This is a genomic window from Pseudomonas sp. R9.37 (assembly GCF_963878885.1).
In the GTDB taxonomy this organism is placed as follows: Bacteria; Pseudomonadota; Gammaproteobacteria; order Pseudomonadales; family Pseudomonadaceae; genus Aquipseudomonas.
The window spans coordinates 500,937-521,717 of record NZ_CAWNZA010000043.1; the positions used below are offsets into that span (position 1 = coordinate 500,937).

Genomic DNA, 20,781 nt, shown 5'->3' on the forward strand with positions numbered 1-20,781 from the left:
ATGTCTGCTGCCAAATCTATCGATATCAAGAAAAGTGTGGTCGATACGGTCCTCGCCGGGCTGATTTCGTTGATCGTCTTCGGTCCGATTGTCGGCGTGGTGCTCGACGGCTACAGCTTCAACCTGGAACCGGCGCGCGTGGCGATCCTGGTCGCCATTGTGATGGCTGGCCGTTTTGCCCTCAGCCTGTTCCTGCAAACCCCCAAGGGCCTGAAGATTCTGCAGGGTTTCGAGAGCAGTGGCTCCGGCGTGCACGTGTTGCCGCCCGACTACAAATCACGCCTGCGCTGGATCATCCCGGCGCTGATCGTGATCGCCATCGTGTTCCCGATCTTCGCCAACAAGTACCTGCTGACCGTGGTCATTCTCGGGCTGATCTACGTGTTGCTCGGCCTGGGCCTGAACATCGTGGTGGGCCTGGCCGGTCTGCTCGACCTGGGTTACGTGGCGTTCTACGCCATCGGTGCCTACGGCCTGGCGCTGGGTTATCAATACCTGGGCCTGGGCTTTTGGAGCGTGCTGCCACTGGCGGCCATTGCCGCCGCGTTAGCGGGCTGCATACTCGGCTTCCCGGTACTGCGAATGCACGGTGACTATCTGGCCATCGTGACCTTGGGCTTCGGTGAAATCATCCGCCTGGTGCTGAACAACTGGCTGTCGTTTACCGGCGGCCCGAACGGCATGCCGGTGCCTTCGCCGACCTTCCTGGGCCTTGAGTTCGGGCGCAAGGCGAAGGACGGTGGGATACCGTTCCATGAGTTCTTCGGCATCGATTACAACCCCAATATCAAGTTCATGTTCATCTACATCGTGCTGTTCCTGGTGGTGCTGGCCGTGCTGTACATCAAGCATCGCCTGACCCGCATGCCGGTCGGCCGCGCCTGGGAAGCCTTGCGCGAAGATGAAATCGCCTGCCGTTCCATGGGCCTGAACCACGTGTTGGTCAAGCTCTCGGCGTTCACCATCGGCGCATCGACTGCTGGTTTGGCCGGGGTGTTTTTTGCCAGCTATCAAGGCTTCGTCAACCCGTCGTCGTTCACCTTCTTCGAATCGGCTCTGATCCTGGCCATCGTGGTGTTGGGCGGCATGGGCTCGACGGTCGGCGTGGTGATTGCGGCGTTTGTATTGACCGTCGCGCCGGAGTTGCTGCGCAGCTTCTCGGAGTACCGCGTGCTGCTGTTTGGCGTGTTGATGGTGGTGATGATGATCTGGCGGCCACGCGGCCTGATTCGCATCAGCCGTACCGGTGTGACCCCACGTAAAGGAGTGGCGCCATGAGCAAGGAAGTCGTCCTGTCCGTGGAACATTTGATGATGCACTTCGGTGGCATCAAGGCCTTGAGCGATGTAAGCCTCAAGGTCGAACGCAACTCGATCTTCGCCCTGATCGGCCCCAACGGCGCCGGCAAGACCACGGTGTTCAACTGCCTGACCGGTTTCTACAAGGCCAGTGGCGGCAAGGTCCAACTCAACATCCGCGGCAAGCAGACCAACGTGATCCAGTTGTTGGGCGAGCGTTTCAAGGTCACCGACTTTGTGTCGCCGAAAAGCTTCTTCAGCCGCGTTTACTACAAGATGTTTGGCGGCACTCACCTGGTCAACCGTGCCGGGCTGGCGCGCACCTTCCAGAACATTCGCCTGTTCAAGGAAATGTCGGTGCTGGAGAACCTGCTGGTGGCCCAGCACATGTGGGTCAACCGCAACATGCTCGCCGGTATCCTCAACACCAAGGGCTACCGCAAGGCCGAAAGCGATGCGCTCGACCACGCCTTCTACTGGCTGGAGGTGGTCGACCTGGTGGACTGCGCCAACCGCCTGGCCGGCGAGCTTTCCTACGGCCAGCAGCGCCGCCTGGAAATCGCCCGTGCCATGTGCACCCGGCCGCAGATTATCTGCCTGGACGAACCGGCAGCCGGCCTTAACCCGCAGGAAACCGAAGCGCTCAGCGCGATGATTCGCCTGCTGCGCGACGAACACGACCTCACGGTGGTGCTGATCGAACACGACATGGGCATGGTGATGAGTATTTCCGACCACATTGTGGTGCTTGACCACGGCAACGTGATCGCCGAGGGCGGCCCGGAAGCGATCCGCAACGACCCGAAAGTGATTGCCGCCTACCTGGGCGCCGACGAAGAGGAGCTGGTATGAGTGCACCTATCCTCGAAATGAAGGACCTGGACGTGTTTTACGGCCCGATCCAGGCCCTGAAAAAAGTCTCGCTGCACATCAACGAAGGGGAAACCGTCAGCCTGATCGGCTCCAACGGCGCGGGTAAATCCACGCTGCTGATGTCGATTTTCGGCCAACCGCGCGCCGAGTCCGGGCAGATCCTCTACAACGGCGTCGACATTACCCACAAGTCGTCCCACTACATCGCCTCCAACGGCATTGCGCAGTCGCCGGAAGGGCGGCGGGTGTTCCCCGACATGACCGTCGAGGAAAACCTGCTGATGGGCACCATCCCGATCGGCGACAAGTACGCGCAGGAAGACATGCAGCGCATGTTCGAGTTGTTCCCGCGACTCAAGGAGCGGCGCACCCAGCGCGCCATGACCATGTCCGGTGGCGAGCAGCAAATGCTCGCCATCGCCCGCGCGCTGATGAGCCGGCCCAAGCTGTTGCTGCTCGACGAGCCGAGCCTGGGCCTGGCGCCGATTGTGGTGAAGCAGATCTTTGCGACCTTGCGTGAACTGGCGGCGACCGGGATGACTATCTTCCTGGTGGAGCAGAACGCCAACCATGCGTTGCGCTTGTCGGACCGGGCGTATGTGATGGTCAACGGTGAGATTCGCCTGACCGGCACTGGGAAGGAGCTGCTGGTGAACGAGGAAGTGCGTAATGCCTACTTGGGCGGGCACTGATCTGAAGGCTTGATGCAATAACCCCTGTGGGAACCAGCTTTATGTGGAGCTGGCCTGCCTGCGATGCGAACACCTCGGCCTGTCAGGCAAACCGAGGTGATGCTATCGCGGGCAAGCCCGGCTCCCACATAAAGCCGGTTCCCACATTTGTTTTTGGGGTGTCCACAGGCTCCCCGCCAAATTGTGGAAAACAAATCTAGCCACCCTCCAAAGCGCGACATATAGCCGCCGCAAATCCCTGTTTTGTCACAGTTTTGACTTGTCCCCATCCGCTGTGGAACCGGCTGTGGGTAACGTGGGAGTAGCTGGCTGGACGCCTTTAAAACCGTGGCTTGCAGGGCGGTGGTCGTTTATTGATCAGCGGTTTTTTCGGGACCTGTCGAGCGCTTTGTCAACCTGTTTAAAGACACAGGTATATGACCGATTTATGTCGTCTTGGCCTGTGGATAAGTCTGTGACTAAACTCTGGAAAGACGGCCGCAGAGGCCGGAATGACTGGCCTGGAGCCATCGTTCGAGTTTGCCTTTGTTATCCGGGCCTACATACGGCCCGTCCAAGGTCAAGCAAAAAACTTTCTAAAACTGCCTGCAGGCCTTGTACACAGCGGCTTTTGGCTTTTTGCACTTGCCCCCAAAGACTGTGGGCGCAGTTGTGGATAACCTGCGCGCATATGGCTGCAGGCCACGGTCTATAAGGCCTCGCTCGCGGTGGTTAAAAATTGACCAGCATTGCATGAAGGTGTGTGCACAGCGGTTGCCGCAATCGCGGCGTAAGGGCATTCTGCTGGCAACTTTTTCCCAGATGCCCGCAAGGAGAACACCATGTCCGACACGCTGTTTATTACTGGCGCAACCTCAGGTTTCGGCGAAGCCTGCGCCCGCCGCTTTGCCGACGCCGGTTGGAAACTGGTGCTCACCGGCCGTCGTGCCGACCGTTTGAATGCACTGGTCGAAGAGCTTTCCAAGCAAACCGAAGTGCACGGGCTGGTCGTGGACGTTCGTGACCGCAAGGGCATGGAAGACGCCATCGCCAACCTGCCGCCATCGTTCGCCAAGCTGCGCGGGCTGATCAACAACGCCGGCCTGGCCGTGGGCACTGACCCTGCGCCCAAGTGCAGCCTCGACGATTGGGAAACCATGGTCGACACCAACATCAAAGGCCTGCTGACCACCACCAGCCTGCTGCTGCCACGCCTGATCGCTCACGGCCGTGGCGCCGGGATCATCAACCTGGGTTCCATCGCCGGCAGCTACCCGTACCCGGGCAGCCACGTGTATGGCGGCTCCAAGGCGTTCGTGAAGCAGTTCTCGCTGAACCTGCGTTGCGACCTGCAAGGCACCGGCGTGCGCGTGACCAACATCGAACCAGGCCTGTGCGAGAGTGAATTCTCGCTGGTGCGCTTCGGCGGCGACCAGGCGCGTTACGACGCGACCTACGCCGGTGCTGAGCCGATCCAGCCGCAGGACATTGCCGACACCATCTTCTGGGTGCTGAACACGCCGGCGCACGTGAATATCAACCGGTTGGAGTTGATGCCGGTTAGCCAGACTTGGGCTGGGTTTGCGATTGAGCGTGGGGCCAAGTAAGGCTTAAGACCGAGTCGCTGCCATCGGGGGCAGCCCCCTCCCACACTCAACCGGGTTTCAACTTTGAAATGCGGTCAAATGTGGGAGGGGGCTTGCCCCCGATGGCGTCAAATCGGCCAAAACACGACATAAGGTACACTCCACCCCTGAAAACCCCTCCGCACTGTGCGGTTTAAAGGTTTTGACGGGAGGAAATGTGAGTAACCGAGGTGAGCAGGCACTGCTCAAACAATCGACGATCCTGATGTTCGCGGTAGCGATCGCCGGGATTGTCACGGGTGTGATATCTGGCGCCCAATCCATTCTGTTCGACGGCTTTTTCTCGCTGATCGCCACCGCCATCAAGGTGTTGATGCTGATCACGGCCAAGCTGATCGCCAAAAAAAGCAACGAGCGTTTCCAGTTTGGCTATTGGCACCTGGAGCCGATGGTATTGCTGATTGAAGGCAGCTTTTTGCTGCTGATCGCCATCTACGCGTTTCTCAACGGCGTGTTCGGCATTATCAATGGCGGGCGCGAGATCGAGTTGGGCCTGGTGATTGTCTATGCGGCGGTGTTTACCGTCGTCGAATTCGCCTACTTCTTCTACGTGCGCTACCGCAATCGCAAGCTGAAATCTTCGCTGATCCAGTTCGACAACATCAGTTGGCTGGTGGACGCGATGCTTTCGGTGGGCTTGCTGATCAGCTTTCTCGCCGCGCTGTTGCTCAAGTCTCAGGGGTATGACGAGTGGGCGGTGTATGTCGACCCGCTGATCCTGATCCTGTTGGCCCTGAGCATGCTGGCGCCGGCGTTCAAGATCTTGCGCCCGGCCTTGCGCGAAGTGCTGGGGATTGCCCCCGATCACTTGGACGACAAGGTGCGCGAAGTGATGGATGCGGCGCTAGCCAAGCATGGTTTCGATGACTACGAGTCCTACGTGCAAAAACACGGGCGGGCGCGGTTTATCGAGATTCATGTGGTGCTGCCGGCGGATTACCCGGTGGACAACGTCGCGACCCTCGACGCGCTGCGCGAAGAGATATCCACAGCGCTGGGCACGCCGGATGCGGCGCGCTGGCTGACGATCAGCTTTACCGGGGATCGCAAGTGGATTGCCTAACAGGCAGATAGACCGAGGTGAGGCATTCGCGAGCAAGCCCGCTCCCACACTTGACCGCGGCCAACCCTTGGAATGCGGCCGAATGTGGGAGCGGGCTTGCTCGCGAAGAGGCCCTGAAAGTCAGCCTAGATACTGGATCAAACCCTGATAGCAGGTCGCCAAGTGATACGGCGTGGTCGACGGCATGTCCCGTCGGCTCACGGCGCCCTTGGCATCCAGGCATTCATGCCAGCCTTTGTCATGCAAAAAGTGCTGTTGCAGCGCCAGCAATTGGCGTTCCAGCACCGCCTCGCTGGCAGGCCGCAAGGTCAGCGCGCGCAGGTATTCAGCCTGGGCCCAGATCCGTTGAGTGCCATCGCGCACCGTGCCGTCCAGGGCGAGCATGCCGCTGACCGCGCCGCTCGATTTATCCACACCCTTGAGCTCGGCGTAGGCAAACGCCCGCGTCAACGAGGCATGCAGCGCGGTGCCGCGAAGCACGTCTGAAGACGCCAGCAAAAAGAACCATTCGAACTGGTGGCCCGGCTCAAACCAGTTATCCACAGCGCCCAGTGGTTTTTCCATCATCACGCCGTGCTGGCGGTCGATGAAGCGCTTCTGCATGGCCGTGGCAAGGTCCAGCAGTGCGTCTTGGGTGACGGCGTCTTCACGCACGGCCAGGGTGGCGAGAAAGCCTTCGGCCAAGTGCATCAGCGGGTTTTGCAATGGGCCGGACTTGAGGGATGACCAGTTGCGTTCCAATACCGCTTCGTACAGGCCGTCGCCTGTGGCGAAACGTTCGGCGACCACGGCCAGCGCCGCATTGAGCACCGATTCCACCAACGGCTCACGCACTTTGGCCCAGTAGTGGGCACAGGCAAAGATGATGAAGGCGTGGGTGTAGAGGTCTTTGCGCTTATCCAGCGGCTTGCCGTGCGCGTCGATGCTGTAGAACCAGCCGCCGTGCTCGGCGTCGTGAAAGTGCCGTTGCAGGGAGCGAAACAGCGCCGCCGCGCGCGCTTCGGCAAACGCCGCCTGCGGCTCGCCGATCAGGCTGGCGAACAGGTACAGCTGCCGCGCGCAGGCCATGGCCCGATAGCGTTGCGGGGGCAAAGGCTGGTGATTGGCGTCCAGCGCCTCATAGGGCAACGCCAGCTCGGGATTCCAGCCCGGGCCCTGCCACAGCGGCACGATCAGGTCATGGAAGTGCGTGAGCACGGCATTCAACGAAGGCTGGGAGGCGGAACTTGGAGCGGTGGGCATCGGCTGGCGTCGTCACGGCAGGGGTGTAGGCGCGCATGGTAGCAGGCTTGGGATGGATGGTGGTTTTGAGACCGCTTTCGCGAGCCAGCCCGCTCCCGCATTCGACCGCTTTCCAACGCCAGGACGCGGTTAAATGTGGGAGCGGGCTTGCTCGCGAAGAGGCCTTCAGCAGCGCCGCACATCAGCCCGCCAGCAACCAGACCCCCGTCGCCGCCGAAGCCGCCCCGGCCACCCGCACCAACGGCGCAGCCGCCGCCGGCAGAAAACGCACCACGGCATACCCGGCAGCATGCAGAGCAGCCGTCGCGCCGACGAAACCGGCGGCATACGCCCAAGGGCTGGACATGTCCGGCAGCTCCAAGCCATGCGCCACGCCATGGAACAGTGCAAACAACGCCGTGGCAGCCACCGCGACGAACAGTGGCGGCCGCACCGCCAGCGCCACGGCCAGGCCCAGCGCCAGCACCGAGGCCGCGATCCCGCTTTCCAGTGCCGGCAGTTCCAGGCCTTCAAAGCCCAGCAGGCCGCCAATCAGCATGGTGCCGACAAAGGCGCAAGGCAGCGCCCAGCGTGCGTTGCCTTTTTGCTGCGCCGCCCAGAGGCCGACGGCGACCATAGCCAGTAAGTGATCGATGCCGCCCAGTGGGTGGCTGATGCCGGCTACCAGCCCGTTATCGCCATGCCCGGGGTGAGCGAAGGCGAGGGCCGGGGTGAGCAGCAAGGCTGCGGTCGCGAGAAGTTTGTTGAGACCCATGAACAGGCTCCTTTTAGGGTGATGTCAGGCTGCGGTCAGCAAGCCCTGACGTTCGATAAAGGCGACGATTTCATCCAGGCCGACGCCGGTTTTCTGGTTGCTGAACACGAAGGGCTTGCCGTTGCGCATCCGCTGAGTGTCACTGTTCATCAATTCCAGCGAGGCGCCGACCAGCGGCGCCAGGTCGATCTTGTTGATGACCAGCAGGTCGGATTTGCAAATACCGGGCCCGCCCTTGCGCGGCAGCTTGTCGCCGGCCGACACATCGATCACGTAGATAGTCAGGTCTGACAGTTCAGGGCTGAAGGTGGCCGACAGGTTGTCGCCGCCGGACTCCACCAGAATCAGGTCCAGGCCGGGAAAGCGGCGGTTGAGCTGGTCCACTGCTTCGAGGTTGATCGAGGCGTCTTCACGAATCGCGGTGTGCGGGCAGCCGCCGGTTTCCACACCGATGATGCGCTCCGGCGCCAGGGCCTGGTTGCGCACCAGGAAGTCGGCGTCTTCGCGGGTGTAGATGTCGTTGGTCACCACGGCCAGGTTGTAGCGATCGCGCAGCGCAAGGCAGAGCGCAAGGGTCAGGGCCGTCTTGCCGGAGCCCACCGGGCCGCCGATGCCGACACGCAAGGGTTGTGTGTTCATGTGCTTCTCCACAGAAGTAAAAGGGCTTAGGAACGGAACAGGCGGCTGTACTGGCGCTCATGGGCCATGCACGCCAGGGACAGGCCGAAGGCGGCGCTGCCAAAAGAGTCGGGGCCCAGGCGGCCCGCGTCGTGTTGGGCTTGCTGCAGCAACGGCAGTAGCTCACTGGTCAGGCGCTGGGCGGCCTGCTGGCCCAACGGCAACGTTTTCATCAGCACGGCAAGCTGGTTTTCCAGCCAGCTCCATAGCCAGGCGGCGAGGGCGTCGTCAGGGCTGATCTGCCACGCGCGGGCCGCCAGCGCCCAGCCCAGGGCCAGGTGCGGTTCGGCGCAGCGTTCCACAAATGCGCGCGCGGCGGCGTCCAGTTCCGGCAAACCACTGAGCAGTTGCTGCAGGGAGTAGCCCATTTGCCGGCTCTCCTGGTACAGCTCGCGGGTTTCGCGGCTGGCGCGGTGCTCTTCGCATAACTGTGTCAGGCGCGGCCAGTCCTGGTCCGCCGCCGCGCGGCAATGGGCGAGCAGCAAGGGCGCTTCGAAGCGCGCCAGGTTGAGCAGCAACTGGTCGCTGATCCAGCGACGGGCGCTGGCGGCATCATTGACGCGGCCATTTTCCACGGCCATTTCCAGGCCTTGGGAATAGCTGTAGCCACCAATCGGCAATTGCGGACTGGCCAGACGCAAAAGCGCCCAGGCTGGGTTCATGGACGTACGCCGAACTGGTGCAGCTTGGGCGGGTAGTTGAAGTCTTCGTCGCCATGGCGTGAATGGTGATGGCCGCCGCCGTAGGCGCCGTGTTCCGGTTGGAACGGCGCTTCGAGGGTTTCGGTCTGCGCACCGAGCTGTTCGAGCATGGCCTTGAGCACGTAGTCATCCAGCAGGCGTAGCCAGCCATCGCCCACTTGCAGGGCGACGTGGCGGTTGCCGAGGTGGTAGGCGGCGCGGGTCAATTCAAACGCACTGCTGCAGGTGACGTGCAGCAGTTGTTCAGGGCGCGCGACGACGCGTACGACGCGTCCGTCTTCAGCCTGTAGGAACTCGCCATCATGCAACGACGGCTGACCGCGCTCCAGAAACAGGCCGACGTCTTCGCCGTCGGCACTGAAACAGCGCAGCCGGCTTTTGCTGCGTGCTTCGAAATTCAGCAGCAGCTCAGCGGCCCAGAGGGTTTGAGGCGCAATTCGGCGGTGGATCACCAGCATCAGGAGGCTTCCAGCTATGAGCGATAAGAGTGCTAGAGCAAGGGGCTTGCCAATCACGCACGCGCGTGGGAAATCCTTGTAGGCAAGCACCGGCGTGCCACCGAATAGGGCGTCAGTCGATTCTGACAGTGCTTCTAATTGGTGCGTGACAGGATTTATAGCACCGGATGTGGGCGTTTTGCGTTGAGATCCGTAGCGCGCTGCATGAAATTTCTTTCATCTGATTCGTGCTGGAATTTTCCAGGAATTGACCTACACGAACGCCGGATAGGGCGTTCAAGCACCTACGGGCCGTTTCATTAGGATATTCGCCGTCCTTAATTCACCGCGGCGTCGATCATGTTCAAAGGCTTTACGTGTCTGGTCATTTTCAGTCTGTGGTGCGCCGCGGGGTCGGTTGCGGCCAATGCGCTGCCTGGCGCGCCGATCACGCGTGTTATCGACCGCGCCCATGCGTTGCTCGGCACACCCTATAACGGCAGCGGCAACAGCGTCGGCCAAGGGTTCGATTGCAGCGGCCTGCTGGTCTATCTGTTCAAGACCGAAGCCAATATCCGCCTGCCGCGCACTACAACGCAGATGCACCGATCAAGCGCCGCGACGGTTCAGAGAGCCGCGCTCAAGCCGGGCGATGCGGTGTTTTTCAAGGGCAATGGCAGTGGGCAGATCAGCCATGTCGGCCTGTATGTGGGCAAAGGCAAATTTATCCATTCGCCCAGCACCGGCAAACGCGTGCGCATCGATTCGTTGAGCAGCCGCTATTGGAAAAAGCACTACACCACTGCCAAACGCTTTCACGCGGCGGGCTGATCGGCTTACTCGGTGCTGCCCAGGCCTTGCCAATGCTTGAGGCCGATGAAGATAAAGCGCAATTGCTGGGTGATTTTCGCCTGGGGCGTGAGGTGGGCAGGCAGGGCCTGGGCCGGCGGGTCGATAATGTCGGGCAGGGTGGCGAATACACTTTTGACGATCAGGTCGGCCATCACGTGCAGGCCTTCGGCATCCAGGTGCTGGAGCTTGGGCATCAGCGTGAGGTCAGCCGCCAGGTCACTGGTGATGTCTTCGCGCAAGGCGCCGATGGCTTGGCGTACGGCCAGGCAGCCGCCGTATTGCTCGCGGGCCAGGAACAGAAATTGCGATCGGTTGGCCGACACTACATCCAGAAAAATCCGCACGGACGCATCAATGATGCCGCCCATCACGAACTCGTTGTGGCGTACCAGGCGAATTGTGGCGCGGAAGGTTTGGCCGACTTCACTTACCAGCACCAGGCCCAGCTGATCCATGTCGTCAAAATGGCGATAGAAGCCGGTCGGCACAATGCCAGCGGTCTTGGCCACTTCGCGCAGGCTCAGGCTGCCAAACCCGCGGCCACACTCCATCAGATGGCGGGCTGCGTCCATCAAAGCGAGGCGGGTCTGTTGCTTCTGTTCAGCGCGGGGCAGCATCGGCGGGCGGACTTTGTCGGCAAGTACAGCGACGCACTCTAGCAAAACAGCTTCGTCGGCGTCGAACTTGGCGGGAGTGAGGCGTGAGGCGGTCTGTCAAAAAGCAAAAGCCCGATCGGCTGATCGGGCTTTTTTCTCGGCCACCACGGGCTTAGCTCTGTGCTTGATGCAGTTCTTGCAGACGATCAGCACCGCCTTCGGCAACGCCATCGGTGTAAGCGCGTTTGTTGGCTTGTTCAGCACCGCCTTCTACCAGACCTTTCTGTTCCAGGCGATCACGGCCACCTTCAGCAACACCTTCGGTGTAAGCACGTTTGTTGGCGTGTTCCGAACCATTTTCTGCAACGGCGCCTTTGGCGTAGTCACGGTTTTCGTCTTCTTGCGAACCGCTGCGAGCCAGGGTTTGGCTGGATTGAACGGCTTGAGCTTTGTTCTGTGGGGTGGCTTGTTCAGTGGCTGGCAGGGCAAAGGCGCTGGAAGCCAGGACAGACAGCAGAACAGTAGCGAGTATTTGGCGTTTCATGAGGGTTGCTCCTTAGGAGGGCGATAAAGTGGGTACAGGGCTAATGCTACTCTCGATAAGTCGATATAAAAGTTCATAAACACAATGGTAATAATCAACAGAATTGATTGTTCCCATCAGAGGCTCTAGAACGCGCCTCTCAAGCCCGCGGTTTTGCACCATGGTGGGTATTTTCGACCCGTTCATGGGTAACACCGGTGCATTGTTGATGGTTTGGTCGATTCGAGCTGTAGGAGGAATCGCTTTTTTTGCTCGGAAATCGTACTTGGGCTAAACCCCCACGCCATTTGTCAGTCGTAGCCTTATAAGCTGTAGTCAAAAGGTGCGTGGCAACGCGCACCCTCAGTCGTAACCAGGAGTCCTGTGCAATGACGCGCACTCGTAAAATCGTCGCTTGGAGCTGCGCCAGCTTCGTTCTGTTAATCGCCGTGGTGGTCTTGGTGCTGGTGTTCTTTGACTGGAACCGCATAAAACCGCCGATCAATGCCAAGGTCTCCGAAGAACTGCATCGCCCCTTTGCCATCAATGGCAACCTGGCGGTGGTGTGGGCGCGTGAGCCTGACGAAGGCGGCTGGCGTGCCTGGGTGCCGTGGCCGCACGTGATTGCCGAAGACCTGACGCTGGGTAACCCTGACTGGTCGAAAAAACCGCAGATGGTCACGCTCAAACGCGTGGAACTGCGCATTTCACCGCTGGCGCTGCTGGCGCAGCGTGTGGTGATTCCACGTATCGACCTCACCGAACCGAGTGCCGACCTGCAGCGCCTGGCCGACGGTCGCGCCAACTGGACCTTCAAGTTCGATCCCAAAGACCCCAACGCCGAGCCGTCCAGCTGGGTGGTGGACATCGGTGCCATCGGCTTCGACAAGGGCCACGTGACCCTGGACGACCAGACGCTCAAGAGTCAGTTGGACGTCATCATTGACCCGCTGGGTAAACCGATTCCCTTCGGCGAGATCGTCGGCGACGCCGATGCCAAGAAGGCCCTGGAAAAAGGTTCGGCGCCACAGGACTACGCGTTTGGCCTCAAGGTCAAAGGCCAGTACCACGGCCAGAAACTCGAGGGCACGGGCAAGATCGGCGGCCTGCTCGCCTTGCAGGACGCCGCCAAGCCGTTCCCGCTGCAGGCCCAGGTGAAAATCGCCGACACCAGCATCGCGCTGGCCGGCACGCTGACCGACCCGCTGAACCTGGGCGCCCTGGACCTGCGCCTGAAACTCGCCGGCAGCAGCCTGGGCAATCTGTACCCACTGACCGGCGTGACGCTGCCAGACTCGCCGGCCTATTCCACTGACGGCCACCTGATCGCCAAACTGCATGAAACCAGCGGCGCGTCATTCCGCTACGAGAACTTCAACGGCAAGATCGGCGACAGCGACATCCATGGCAACCTGGCTTACGTCGCCAGCCAGCCACGGCCCAAACTCAGTGGCGCGTTGGTTTCCAACCAACTGCTGATGGCCGACCTTGCGCCCTTGATCGGCGCCGACTCCAACGCCAAGCAAAAAGCCCGCGGTGGTGAAAGCAAGCAACCGGCAACCAAAGTGCTGCCGGTGGAAGAGTTCCGCACCGAGCGCTGGCGCGAGATGGACGCCGACGTAGAGTTCACCGGCAAGCGCATCGTGCACAGCGCTGAATTGCCGTTCACCGATCTCTACACCCACTTGGTGCTCAATGACGGCGAACTCAGCCTGGAACCCCTGCGTTTCGGCGTCGCCGGCGGCAAGCTGGATGCGCAGATTCGCTTGAACGGCCGCACCGTGCCGATGGAGGGTCGCGCCAAACTCACCGCGCGTAACTTCAAGCTCAAGCAGCTGTTCCCAACCTTCGAGCCAATGAAAACCAGCTTCGGTGAACTCAACGGCGACGCGGACATTTCCGGGCGCGGCAATTCCGTGGCGGCGCTGCTGGGCACGTCCAACGGCGACCTGAAAATGCTCATCAACGATGGCGCGATCAGCCGTGGGCTGATGGAAATTGCCGGGCTCAACGTAGGCAACTACGTGGTGGGCCGCTTGTTTGGCGACAAGGAAGTGAAGATCAACTGCGCGGCGGCAGACTTCGGTATCAAGACCGGCCTGGCCACGACGCGTTTGTTTGTGTTCGATACCGAGAACGCGATCATCTACATCGACGGCACCGCGAACATGGCGACCGAACAACTGGACCTCACCATCACGCCGGAGTCCAAGGGCTTTCGGCTGTTCTCCCTGCGTTCGCCGCTGTACGTCAACGGGCCGTTTATCAAGCCTAATGCGGGCGTGAAAGCCATCCCTCTGGCCCTGCGCGGCGCCGGCATGGTCGCGCTGGGCGTCATCGCCGGCCCAGCCGCCGGGTTGCTGGCATTGGTAGCACCGAGCGGCGATGAGCCGAACCAGTGCGCACCGTTGCTGCAGCAGATGAAGGAAGGCAAAGCACCGAAAACCGTGAAGTAACTGACGAAAGCCAAAACCAAATGTGGGAGCTGGCTTGCCTGCGATAGCGGTGGCTGAGTCGATATCTTTATTGGCTGGCCCACCGCTTTCGCGAGCAAGCCCGCTCCCACAGGGGGGCAGCGGTGTGGCGGATGGCAGGGCTGGCAAAGTATCCGCCCTGATCAGCCGCCGGACACGGTGAAGAAGTAACTGGCGCAACCCAAAACCAAATGTGGGAGCTGGCTTGCCTGCGATGGCGGTGGTTCAGTCGATACTTTCATCAACTGACACTGCGCTTTCGCGAGCAAGCCCGCTCCCACAGGGGTTCAGCGGTGTGGCGTGTTACAGGACTGACAAAATATCCACCCTGATCAGCCGCCGGACACGGTGAAGAAGTAACTGGCGCAACCCAAAACCAAATGTGGGAGCTGGCTTGCCTGCGATAGCGGTGGATCAGTCGATACTTTCATCAACTGACACTGCGCTTTCGCGAGCAAGCCCGCTCCCACAGGGGTTCAGCGGTGTGGCGGGTTACTGGGCTGGCAAAATATCCGCCCTGATCAGCCGCCGGACACGGTGAAGAAGTAACTGACGAAACCCAAAACCAAATGTGGGAGCTGGCTTGCCTGCGATAGCGGTGGATCAGTCGATACTTTCATCAACTGACACTGCGCTTTCGCGGGCAAGCCCGCTCCCACAGGGGTTCAGCGGTGTGGCGTGTTACTGGGCTGGCAAAATATCCGCCCTGATCAGCCGCCAAACACGGTGAAGAAGTAACTGACGAAACCCAAAACCAAATGTGGGAGCTGGCTTGCCTGCGATAGCGGTGGTTCAGTCGATACCTTCATCAACTGACACTTCGCTTTCGCGAGCAAGCCCGCTCCCACAAGTGTTCAGCGGTGTGGCGGGTGGCAGGACTGACAAAATATCCGCCCTGATCAGCCGCCGAACACGGTGAAGAAGTAACTGACGAAACCCAAAACCAAATGTGGGAGCTGGCTTGCCTGCGATAGCGGTGGCTGAGTCAATATCTTCATTGACTGGCCCACCGCTTTCGCGAGCAAGCCCGCTCCCACAAGGGGTCAGCGGTGTGGCGGGATACAGGGCTCTCAAAGTATCCGCCCTGTCAGGCGCCGAAAACGGTGAAAGAGTAACTGACGCAACCCAAAACCAAATGTGGGAGCTGGCTTGCCTGCGATAGCGGTGGTTCAGTCGACACTTTCATCAACTGACACTGCGCTTTCGCAAGCAAGCCCGCTCCCACAAGGGTTCAGCGGTGTGGCGGGTTACAGGTCCTGCAGAATATCCGCCATGTCGTCGGCGTGTTCTTCTTCCTGGGCCAGGATTTCTTCAAAGATGCGACGCGTGGTCGGGTCTTTGTCGCCGATGTACTGGATGATTTCGCGGTAGCTGTCCACGGCAATGCGCTCGGCTACCAGGTCTTCGTAGACCATTTCCTTCAGGTTGTTGCCAGCCACGTATTGAGCGTGGGAGTTTTTCGACAGTAAGTCGGGGTTGAATTCCGGCTCGCCGCCCAGCTGCACGATGCGCTCGGCCAGTTTGTCGGCGTGCTCGGCTTCCTGGGTGGCGTGCTCCAGGAACTCATCGGCCGCGACGCTGGCTTTCAGGCCGGTGGCCATGAAGTAGTGGCGTTTGTAGCGCAGCACGCACACCAGCTCTGTAGCCAGCGACGCGTTGAGCAGGCGAATGATTTCTTCGCGGTCAGCGTCGTAGCCTTCGGTGACGGCGCCGTTTTCGACGTTCTGGCGGGCGCGTGAGCGCAGGGTCGCAACGTCAGTCAAATGTGCTTCAGTCATCTCAATCTCCTGGTGCTAATCCGGTTTTACGCCACGCTCTGCCGGCGTGATCGCTCCAGGTTGTGAGTGCTGCGCGACGCAAAAAGTTTTATCGGATTTTAAAGTGCCTGACCGGACAGCTTCGCTTGCGCCTGTACCCACTGGAAAAACGCGCGCACCGGCGGATGCCGTTCACGGCCCGGCACGCAAAGCGCACTGTAACCGGCCCCTTGCACGCTGATCTGCGGCCGGTAGGGCACCAGTAAGCCGGTGGCGACGCTTTCCGACACCAGAATATTGCTTGCCAGCACCAAGCCCTGGCCGGCGATCGCCGCTTGCAGCGCGTAATGCTCTTCGTCGTATTCGCGCAAAGGCAGTGCGTGGTTCAGCCAAGTCTCGCCGGCCTTTTCGCACCAGGCTTGCCAGCCGAGGGCATAGAGCCGGGAATTGTGCCAGCGCACGCTGATCAGCGTCGGCACTTGCGCGCTGGCCCGCGCGACCACGTCAGGCGCGCCATACACCGCAAAGCACTCATCGAACAGGCACTGGCCGTAGAGGTTCGGGTAATCGCCGATGCTGTAGCGAATCACCAGATCGATGCTGGCGTCCTGCTGCAGGTCGACCACCTCGCACTGGGTGTCCAGGCGCAAATTGATATCCGGGTGGGCGGTGTAGAAGCGTCCCAGTCGAGGCACCAGCCACAGGGCTGCAAACGCCGGCGTAGTGGACACCGTGAGATGGCCGGCGCTGCGCTGCGGGCGCAGGCTGTCGACGCTTTGCGCCACGTCCAGCAGGGCGCCGTGCACGCTGTGAAACAAGCGCTCGCCGCCTTCGGTCAGGCGCACCTGCCGCGGCAGGCGTTCGAACAATCGCACGCCCAGCCAGGTTTCCAATGCGCGGATCTGGTGGGACACCGCCGTGGGTGTGACTGACAGTTCCTGGGCAGCAGCCTTGAAGCTCAACAGGCGCGAGGCTGATTCAAAGGTGCGCAGGGCAGTAAGGGGCAGCGAGGCAAACATCAGGGGCTCCATGAATGAGATGAATTCATCTGGATTAACTATTGCTCATTTGTCGGTCAGCGCGCCCGGCTCTAGATTTGCGAGCAAGAGCGGCAGTTATACCGATTGCCCGAGTCTACCCTGTGAAGGTTTTAACAGATGAAAAAAATACTAGTGGTCCACGCCAGCCCGCGTGGCGAACGTTCTCACTCCCGGCGCTTGGCCGAATCGTTTCTCGATGCCTGGCAGGCGGCCAACCCTGATGCACAGATCACCCGGCGCGAAGTCGGTCGGGCTTTCATTGCGCATGTCACCGAGGCGTTCGTCGCGGCAAATTTCTACCCCGAGCCGCAGTCCCTGCCGAAGGTGATGAAGGCCGACCTGCAACTGAGTGACGAGCTGGTCGGCGAGCTGATTGAACATGAGCGGCTGGTGATTTCCATGCCGCTGTACAACTTCGGTGTACCCAGCGGCCTCAAGGCCTGGATCGATCAAATCGTGCGCATGGGGCTGACCTTCGACATCAGTCACGACAGCCAGGGCATCGCGCACTACCAGCCGTTGCTCAAGGGCAAGCGCGCACTGATCATCACCAGCCGCGGCGGCAACGGGTTTGGCCCCGGTGGCGAAAACGAGGCGATGAACCACGCCGACCCGCACCTGCGCACGGCGCTGGGTTACATCGGCATCGATGACATTCGGGTGATCGCTGCCGAAGGTGAAGAGTCGGACAAAAGCGTGTTCCTGCGTGCCTGTGAGGAAGCCGAGCGCCAGCTGCACGACCTGGCGGGGCATTTCTAAAGCGCTGGCGGTCACGGGGCGGTCATCTCGCGTGGTCTAGGATGACCGTATCGTCTTCCCGATCAGGATATCCGCTGCATGGACGAATCCCTCGCCACGCGTTACCCGCTTGTGTTGGTGCCCGGCATGCTGGGTTTTGTGCGCCTGGGGCTGTTCCCCTACTGGTACGGCATTGTCCCGGCGTTGCGGGCGGGCGGCGCGCAGGTGTTCCCGGTGCAGGTGGCACCGCTCAATGCCAGTGAGGTGCGCGGCGAGCAGTTGCTGGCCCAGATGGAGCGCATTCGCCGGCAAACAGGTGCCGAAAAGGTCAACCTGATCGGGCACAGCCAGGGCTCGCTGACGGCACGTTACGCGGCGGCCAGGCGTCCAGAATGGGTGGCGTCGGTGACATCGGTGGCCGGGCCTAACCATGGCTCGGAATTGGCAGACCACTTCCAGGTTCATTACCCCGCAGACCATTGGAAGGGCCGGCTCGTAAGCGCGGTGCTGCATTTGGCTGCCTGGGTGATGGGCGTGCTTGAGACCGGCTATCGCGGGCCGCGCTTCAAGGTGGATGTGCAGGCCTCGCACCAGTCCCTGACCTGCGAAGGCGTGGCGCTGTTCAACCGTCAGTTCCCCCAGGGTTTGCCGTCAACATGGGGCGGGCAGGGCGCCGAGGTGGTCAACGGCGTGCGTTATTACTCGTGGTCCGGCACCTTGCAGCCGGGCAAGACCGATCGCGGGCGTAACCTGCTGGACGGCACTCACCGCAGTTGTCGGTTGTTTGCGCGCAGCTTTGTGCGCGAAAAAGGCCAGTGCGACGGCATGGTCGGGCGCTACAGTTCACACCTGGGGCTGGTGATTGGCGATGACTACCCGCTGGACCACTTTGATATCGTCAACCAGTCGATGGGGCTGGTGGGCAAGGGGGCGGAGCCGATTCGGTTGTTTGTTGAACATGCGCAGCGGTTGAAGGCTGCCGGGGTTTAGCAGGGGACCGCGTTATCGTTCATCGCAGGCAAGCCAGCTCCCACATTCGATCACATTCCAAATGTGGAACTCGGTCAACGGTGGGAGCCGGGCTTGCCCGCGATAGTGGTCTATCAGGCGACGCTGACCTCTTGGCGCACCGGCGTGGTCCAGCGCTCCGACAAAATCACCCCGCCCAACGTCAGCAATCCACCCACCAAGTGGTACATCGCCAACTCTTCTTTAAGCACCACCGCCGCAATCAGCGCGGTAATCAACGGCAACAGATTGAAAAACAGCGTGGTGCGGCTTGGCCCCAAGGTCTTCACCGAATGCATCCACGCCAACGGCGCGAGCATCGAGGCGAGCAGGCAGGCATACAGCACCAGCGGAATATTCGCCCAGCCCAGGCCAGCCTTGTTCGAGAACAGGAACAATGGAAACAGCACCACCACCGCCACCAGCACCTGCAAATACAGCAACACCAGGGGCGGCAGGCGCAACTGCCATTTTTTCAGCAGCGTGCTGTAAACCGCATAGGCCAGGGTGGCGATCAGCATCATGGCGTCGCCCAGGTTGAGCCCGTGTTGCAGCAACGCGCCCAGACTGCCGGCCGACACCACCACCACCACGCCGGCAAACGACAGTACCGCACCGGTCAGCGCGCCGAAGGTCAGGCGCTGGCCGAGGCTGATAATGGCGGCGGTCAATGCCATCAACGGCATCAGCGAGAGGATGATGCCCATGTTGGTCGCCGAGGTCAGGGCCGCGGCGTAGTAGGCCAGGCTTTGATACACCGCCATGCCCAATACGCCGAGGATGAAGATCTTGCCCAGGTTCGGGCGAATCAGCGTCCAGTTGGCGATCACCGGCTTGAGCATGAACGGGGTAAACAGCAGCGCCGCCAGCAACCAGCGGTAAAAGCCGATTTCTGCCGGGAAGAGGGTGCCCACGGCCAGTTTGTTGACCACGGTATTACCGGCCCAAATGAAGATGGCCAGCAGGGGATACGCGTATTGCATTGAAAGGAACCAGGTGTGTTGATGAGGCGGGATTATCCCCTGTCTGGATCGAAGCCTATACTGCGATCCAGACAACCGACCTTTGTATCCAGACAACATGGCCAGACACACCGTACGCCTCGCGGATTTCCACAGCCTGCCGAGCCCGGTCTACTTTCGTTACTCCGATTTCGCCCCCGACACCGAGTGCACCCCGCACCGGCATTTCTGGGGTTCGCTGGACTATTCGGCCAACGGCGTGATGCGCATGGAAGTGGCCGGCAGCCGCTTTATGTCGCCGCCGCAGTACGCGGTGTGGATCCCGCCGAACACCGAGCACAGCTCCTACAACGCCCAGGCGATTGTCTATCGTTCGGTAGGCCTGGCCCAGGAACTCTGCGAGCAATTGCCGCAGGCGCCGTGCACCCTGGCGATCAGCGAGATTCTCAAAGCCATCCTCAGCGACTTTGCCCAGCGTGACGTCAATATCCCGCAGACCGAAGCCGATATCCGTTTGGCCCAGGTGCTGGTGGACCAACTCAAACAAGCGCCGATTCACGATTGCTTCCTGCCCTACGCGCGTCACCCCGGCCTGCTCGGTGTGCTTGAAGGCATGCAGGCCGCGCCCGGGGACAACCGCCCGTTGGCGCACTGGGCCGAGCAGGTGCATGTGAGCGAACGCACCCTGGCGCGGCAATTTGTGCGGGAGTTGGGCATGAGCTTTGGCGAATGGCGCCAGCGCCTGCGCTACCTCGCCGCCATCGAAGCTCTCGACAGCGAGCGCAGCGTGCAACACGTGGCATTTGACCTGGGTTACAGCACCGCCTCGGCGTTCATCGCGATGTTCCAGCGCCACGCCGGCTGCACACCGGAGCAGTATCGTCGAACTAATATTCGCGGTCGGTGAAGATGTAACGGGCTTTGACTACACTCCTGCGTAGGCCGTGCCCCCCCGGCACGGTAACAGGGAGAAAACTCCATGAAGATGCTGCGTATTCCGCTGTTGATGATGGGCCTGCTGCTGTGTTCCCAAGGGTTTGCCGCCACCGCCGCACAGACCGCCCAGCAACAAAAAATGACCACCTGCAACGCCGAAGCCAAAGGCAAGACGGGCGACGAGCGCAAAACATTCATGAGCACGTGCCTCAAGGCCGCTCCGGCAGCCAACGACGCCAAGACCCTGACGCCCCAGCAGCAGAAGATGAAAGACTGCAATGCCACGGCGAAAACCAAGGCGTTGACCGGCGATGCACGCAAGACCTTTATGAGCACTTGCCTCAAGGGTAGCTGATCACGCTTTCGCGCCCGCTGGCGTTCAGGTGCGGGAGCCGGGCTTGCCCGCGATGCAGACACCTCGGTGTATCAGGCAAACCGAGGTGATGCTATCGCGGGCAAGCCAGCTCCACAGTTGATCGCATTCACACCCTGGCCTCTCGCTTGATTCCCTCAAGGCTGGCAGACTGCCCAT

The 20,781-nt window shown here is 60.9% G+C and carries 21 protein-coding genes; 11 read left to right on the forward strand and 10 right to left on the reverse strand.

The window, feature by feature from the left end; all coding sequences use genetic code 11:
• The 5 genes from livM (at window position 1) to AACU78_RS21275 (ending at window position 5,551) form a co-directional block, all read left to right on the forward strand.
• A complete protein-coding gene (gene livM, locus AACU78_RS21255; protein ID WP_106577647.1) occupies window positions 1–1,278 on the forward strand; it encodes a high-affinity branched-chain amino acid ABC transporter permease LivM in 1,278 nt (425 codons plus the stop codon).
• Window positions 1,275–2,150, forward strand: coding sequence for an ABC transporter ATP-binding protein (locus tag AACU78_RS21260; RefSeq protein ID WP_106577648.1), 876 nt, complete (start codon window positions 1,275–1,277; stop codon window positions 2,148–2,150). The genes livM and AACU78_RS21260 overlap by 4 nt, the downstream gene beginning before the upstream one ends.
• Entirely contained in the window at window positions 2,147–2,863 is a 717-nt protein-coding gene (locus AACU78_RS21265) for an ABC transporter ATP-binding protein (protein WP_069786861.1), read from the forward strand. Before AACU78_RS21260 ends, AACU78_RS21265 begins: the two co-directional genes overlap by 4 nt.
• A gap of 821 nt (window positions 2,864–3,684) precedes the next feature.
• Window positions 3,685–4,449 (forward strand): SDR family oxidoreductase, encoded by a 765-nt coding sequence (locus AACU78_RS21270; RefSeq protein WP_064450434.1) that lies wholly within the window; start codon window positions 3,685–3,687, stop codon window positions 4,447–4,449.
• Between the two features lie 196 nt (window positions 4,450–4,645).
• The gene (locus AACU78_RS21275) at window positions 4,646–5,551 is read left to right on the forward strand and encodes a cation diffusion facilitator family transporter (RefSeq protein ID WP_106577649.1); all 906 of its coding nucleotides are present in this window, start codon (window positions 4,646–4,648) and stop codon (window positions 5,549–5,551) included.
• 120 nt (window positions 5,552–5,671) lie between these two features.
• Here the strand turns inward: AACU78_RS21275 and AACU78_RS21280 are convergent, their stop codons facing one another.
• The 5 genes from AACU78_RS21280 to ureE all read right to left on the reverse strand — a co-directional run bounded on the left by AACU78_RS21280 (window position 5,672) and on the right by ureE (window position 9,384).
• Entirely contained in the window at window positions 5,672–6,793 is a 1,122-nt protein-coding gene (locus AACU78_RS21280) for an AGE family epimerase/isomerase (RefSeq protein WP_106577650.1), read from the reverse strand.
• A gap of 181 nt (window positions 6,794–6,974) precedes the next feature.
• A complete protein-coding gene (locus tag AACU78_RS21285; RefSeq protein ID WP_106577651.1) occupies window positions 6,975–7,547 on the reverse strand; it encodes a HupE/UreJ family protein in 573 nt (190 codons plus the stop codon).
• Window positions 7,548–7,571: 24 nt separating this feature from the next.
• Entirely contained in the window at window positions 7,572–8,186 is a 615-nt protein-coding gene (gene ureG, locus AACU78_RS21290) for an urease accessory protein UreG (protein ID WP_017849719.1), read from the reverse strand.
• Window positions 8,187–8,212: 26 nt separating this feature from the next.
• Window positions 8,213–8,887: an urease accessory protein UreF gene (locus tag AACU78_RS21295; protein ID WP_106577652.1), complete on the reverse strand. Its 675-nt coding sequence runs from the start codon at window positions 8,885–8,887 to the stop codon at window positions 8,213–8,215.
• Window positions 8,884–9,384, reverse strand: a complete 501-nt coding sequence (gene ureE, locus AACU78_RS21300) for an urease accessory protein UreE (RefSeq protein ID WP_106577653.1) — start codon at window positions 9,382–9,384, stop codon at window positions 8,884–8,886. The genes AACU78_RS21295 and ureE overlap by 4 nt, the downstream gene beginning before the upstream one ends.
• A gap of 339 nt (window positions 9,385–9,723) precedes the next feature.
• Here ureE and AACU78_RS21305 point away from each other — a divergent pair, with 339 nt between their 5' ends.
• Complete coding sequence (locus AACU78_RS21305; protein WP_106577654.1) at window positions 9,724–10,194, forward strand: C40 family peptidase; 471 nt, start codon at window positions 9,724–9,726, stop codon at window positions 10,192–10,194.
• A 5-nt stretch (window positions 10,195–10,199) separates the two neighbouring features.
• Here AACU78_RS21305 and AACU78_RS21310 read toward each other — a convergent pair whose 3' ends face one another.
• Both AACU78_RS21310 and AACU78_RS21315 read right to left on the reverse strand, forming a co-directional pair.
• Window positions 10,200–10,832: a TetR family transcriptional regulator gene (locus tag AACU78_RS21310; RefSeq protein WP_053254084.1), complete on the reverse strand. Its 633-nt coding sequence runs from the start codon at window positions 10,830–10,832 to the stop codon at window positions 10,200–10,202.
• Window positions 10,833–10,983: 151 nt separating this feature from the next.
• Window positions 10,984–11,355 carry a hypothetical protein gene (locus AACU78_RS21315; RefSeq protein WP_106577655.1) on the reverse strand — a complete coding sequence of 124 codons (372 nt, stop codon included), beginning with the start codon at window positions 11,353–11,355 and terminating at the stop codon, window positions 10,984–10,986.
• A gap of 368 nt (window positions 11,356–11,723) precedes the next feature.
• On the opposite strand from AACU78_RS21315, the gene AACU78_RS21320 reads away from it, so the two are divergent.
• Window positions 11,724–13,790 (forward strand): AsmA family protein, encoded by a 2,067-nt coding sequence (locus tag AACU78_RS21320; protein ID WP_106577656.1) that lies wholly within the window; start codon window positions 11,724–11,726, stop codon window positions 13,788–13,790.
• Between the two features lie 1,265 nt (window positions 13,791–15,055).
• On the opposite strand, the gene AACU78_RS21325 is transcribed toward AACU78_RS21320, so the two are convergent.
• Together AACU78_RS21325 and AACU78_RS21330 are read right to left on the reverse strand one after the other, a co-directional pair.
• On the reverse strand, window positions 15,056–15,586 hold the full coding sequence (locus tag AACU78_RS21325) for a ferritin-like domain-containing protein (RefSeq protein WP_106577657.1): 531 nt from the start codon (window positions 15,584–15,586) through the stop codon (window positions 15,056–15,058).
• Between the two features lie 98 nt (window positions 15,587–15,684).
• Window positions 15,685–16,596 (reverse strand): LysR substrate-binding domain-containing protein, encoded by a 912-nt coding sequence (locus tag AACU78_RS21330; RefSeq protein WP_177410088.1) that lies wholly within the window; start codon window positions 16,594–16,596, stop codon window positions 15,685–15,687.
• Window positions 16,597–16,722: 126 nt separating this feature from the next.
• Between AACU78_RS21330 and AACU78_RS21335 the strand changes: the two genes are divergently transcribed.
• Entirely contained in the window at window positions 16,723–17,364 is a 642-nt protein-coding gene (locus tag AACU78_RS21335; RefSeq protein WP_106577658.1) for an FMN-dependent NADH-azoreductase, read from the forward strand.
• 78 nt (window positions 17,365–17,442) lie between these two features.
• Window positions 17,443–18,333 (forward strand): esterase/lipase family protein, encoded by an 891-nt coding sequence (locus tag AACU78_RS21340; protein ID WP_106577659.1) that lies wholly within the window; start codon window positions 17,443–17,445, stop codon window positions 18,331–18,333.
• A 113-nt stretch (window positions 18,334–18,446) separates the two neighbouring features.
• On the opposite strand, the gene AACU78_RS21345 is transcribed toward AACU78_RS21340, so the two are convergent.
• Window positions 18,447–19,334, reverse strand: coding sequence for a DMT family transporter (locus AACU78_RS21345; RefSeq protein WP_106577660.1), 888 nt, complete (start codon window positions 19,332–19,334; stop codon window positions 18,447–18,449).
• A gap of 97 nt (window positions 19,335–19,431) precedes the next feature.
• Between AACU78_RS21345 and AACU78_RS21350 the strand changes: the two genes are divergently transcribed.
• Window positions 19,432–20,220 carry an AraC family transcriptional regulator gene (locus AACU78_RS21350; protein WP_106577767.1) on the forward strand — a complete coding sequence of 263 codons (789 nt, stop codon included), beginning with the start codon at window positions 19,432–19,434 and terminating at the stop codon, window positions 20,218–20,220.
• A gap of 72 nt (window positions 20,221–20,292) precedes the next feature.
• On the forward strand, window positions 20,293–20,604 hold the full coding sequence (locus AACU78_RS21355) for a PsiF family protein (RefSeq protein WP_106577661.1): 312 nt from the start codon (window positions 20,293–20,295) through the stop codon (window positions 20,602–20,604).
• Window positions 20,605–20,781: the final 177 nt, after the last annotated feature.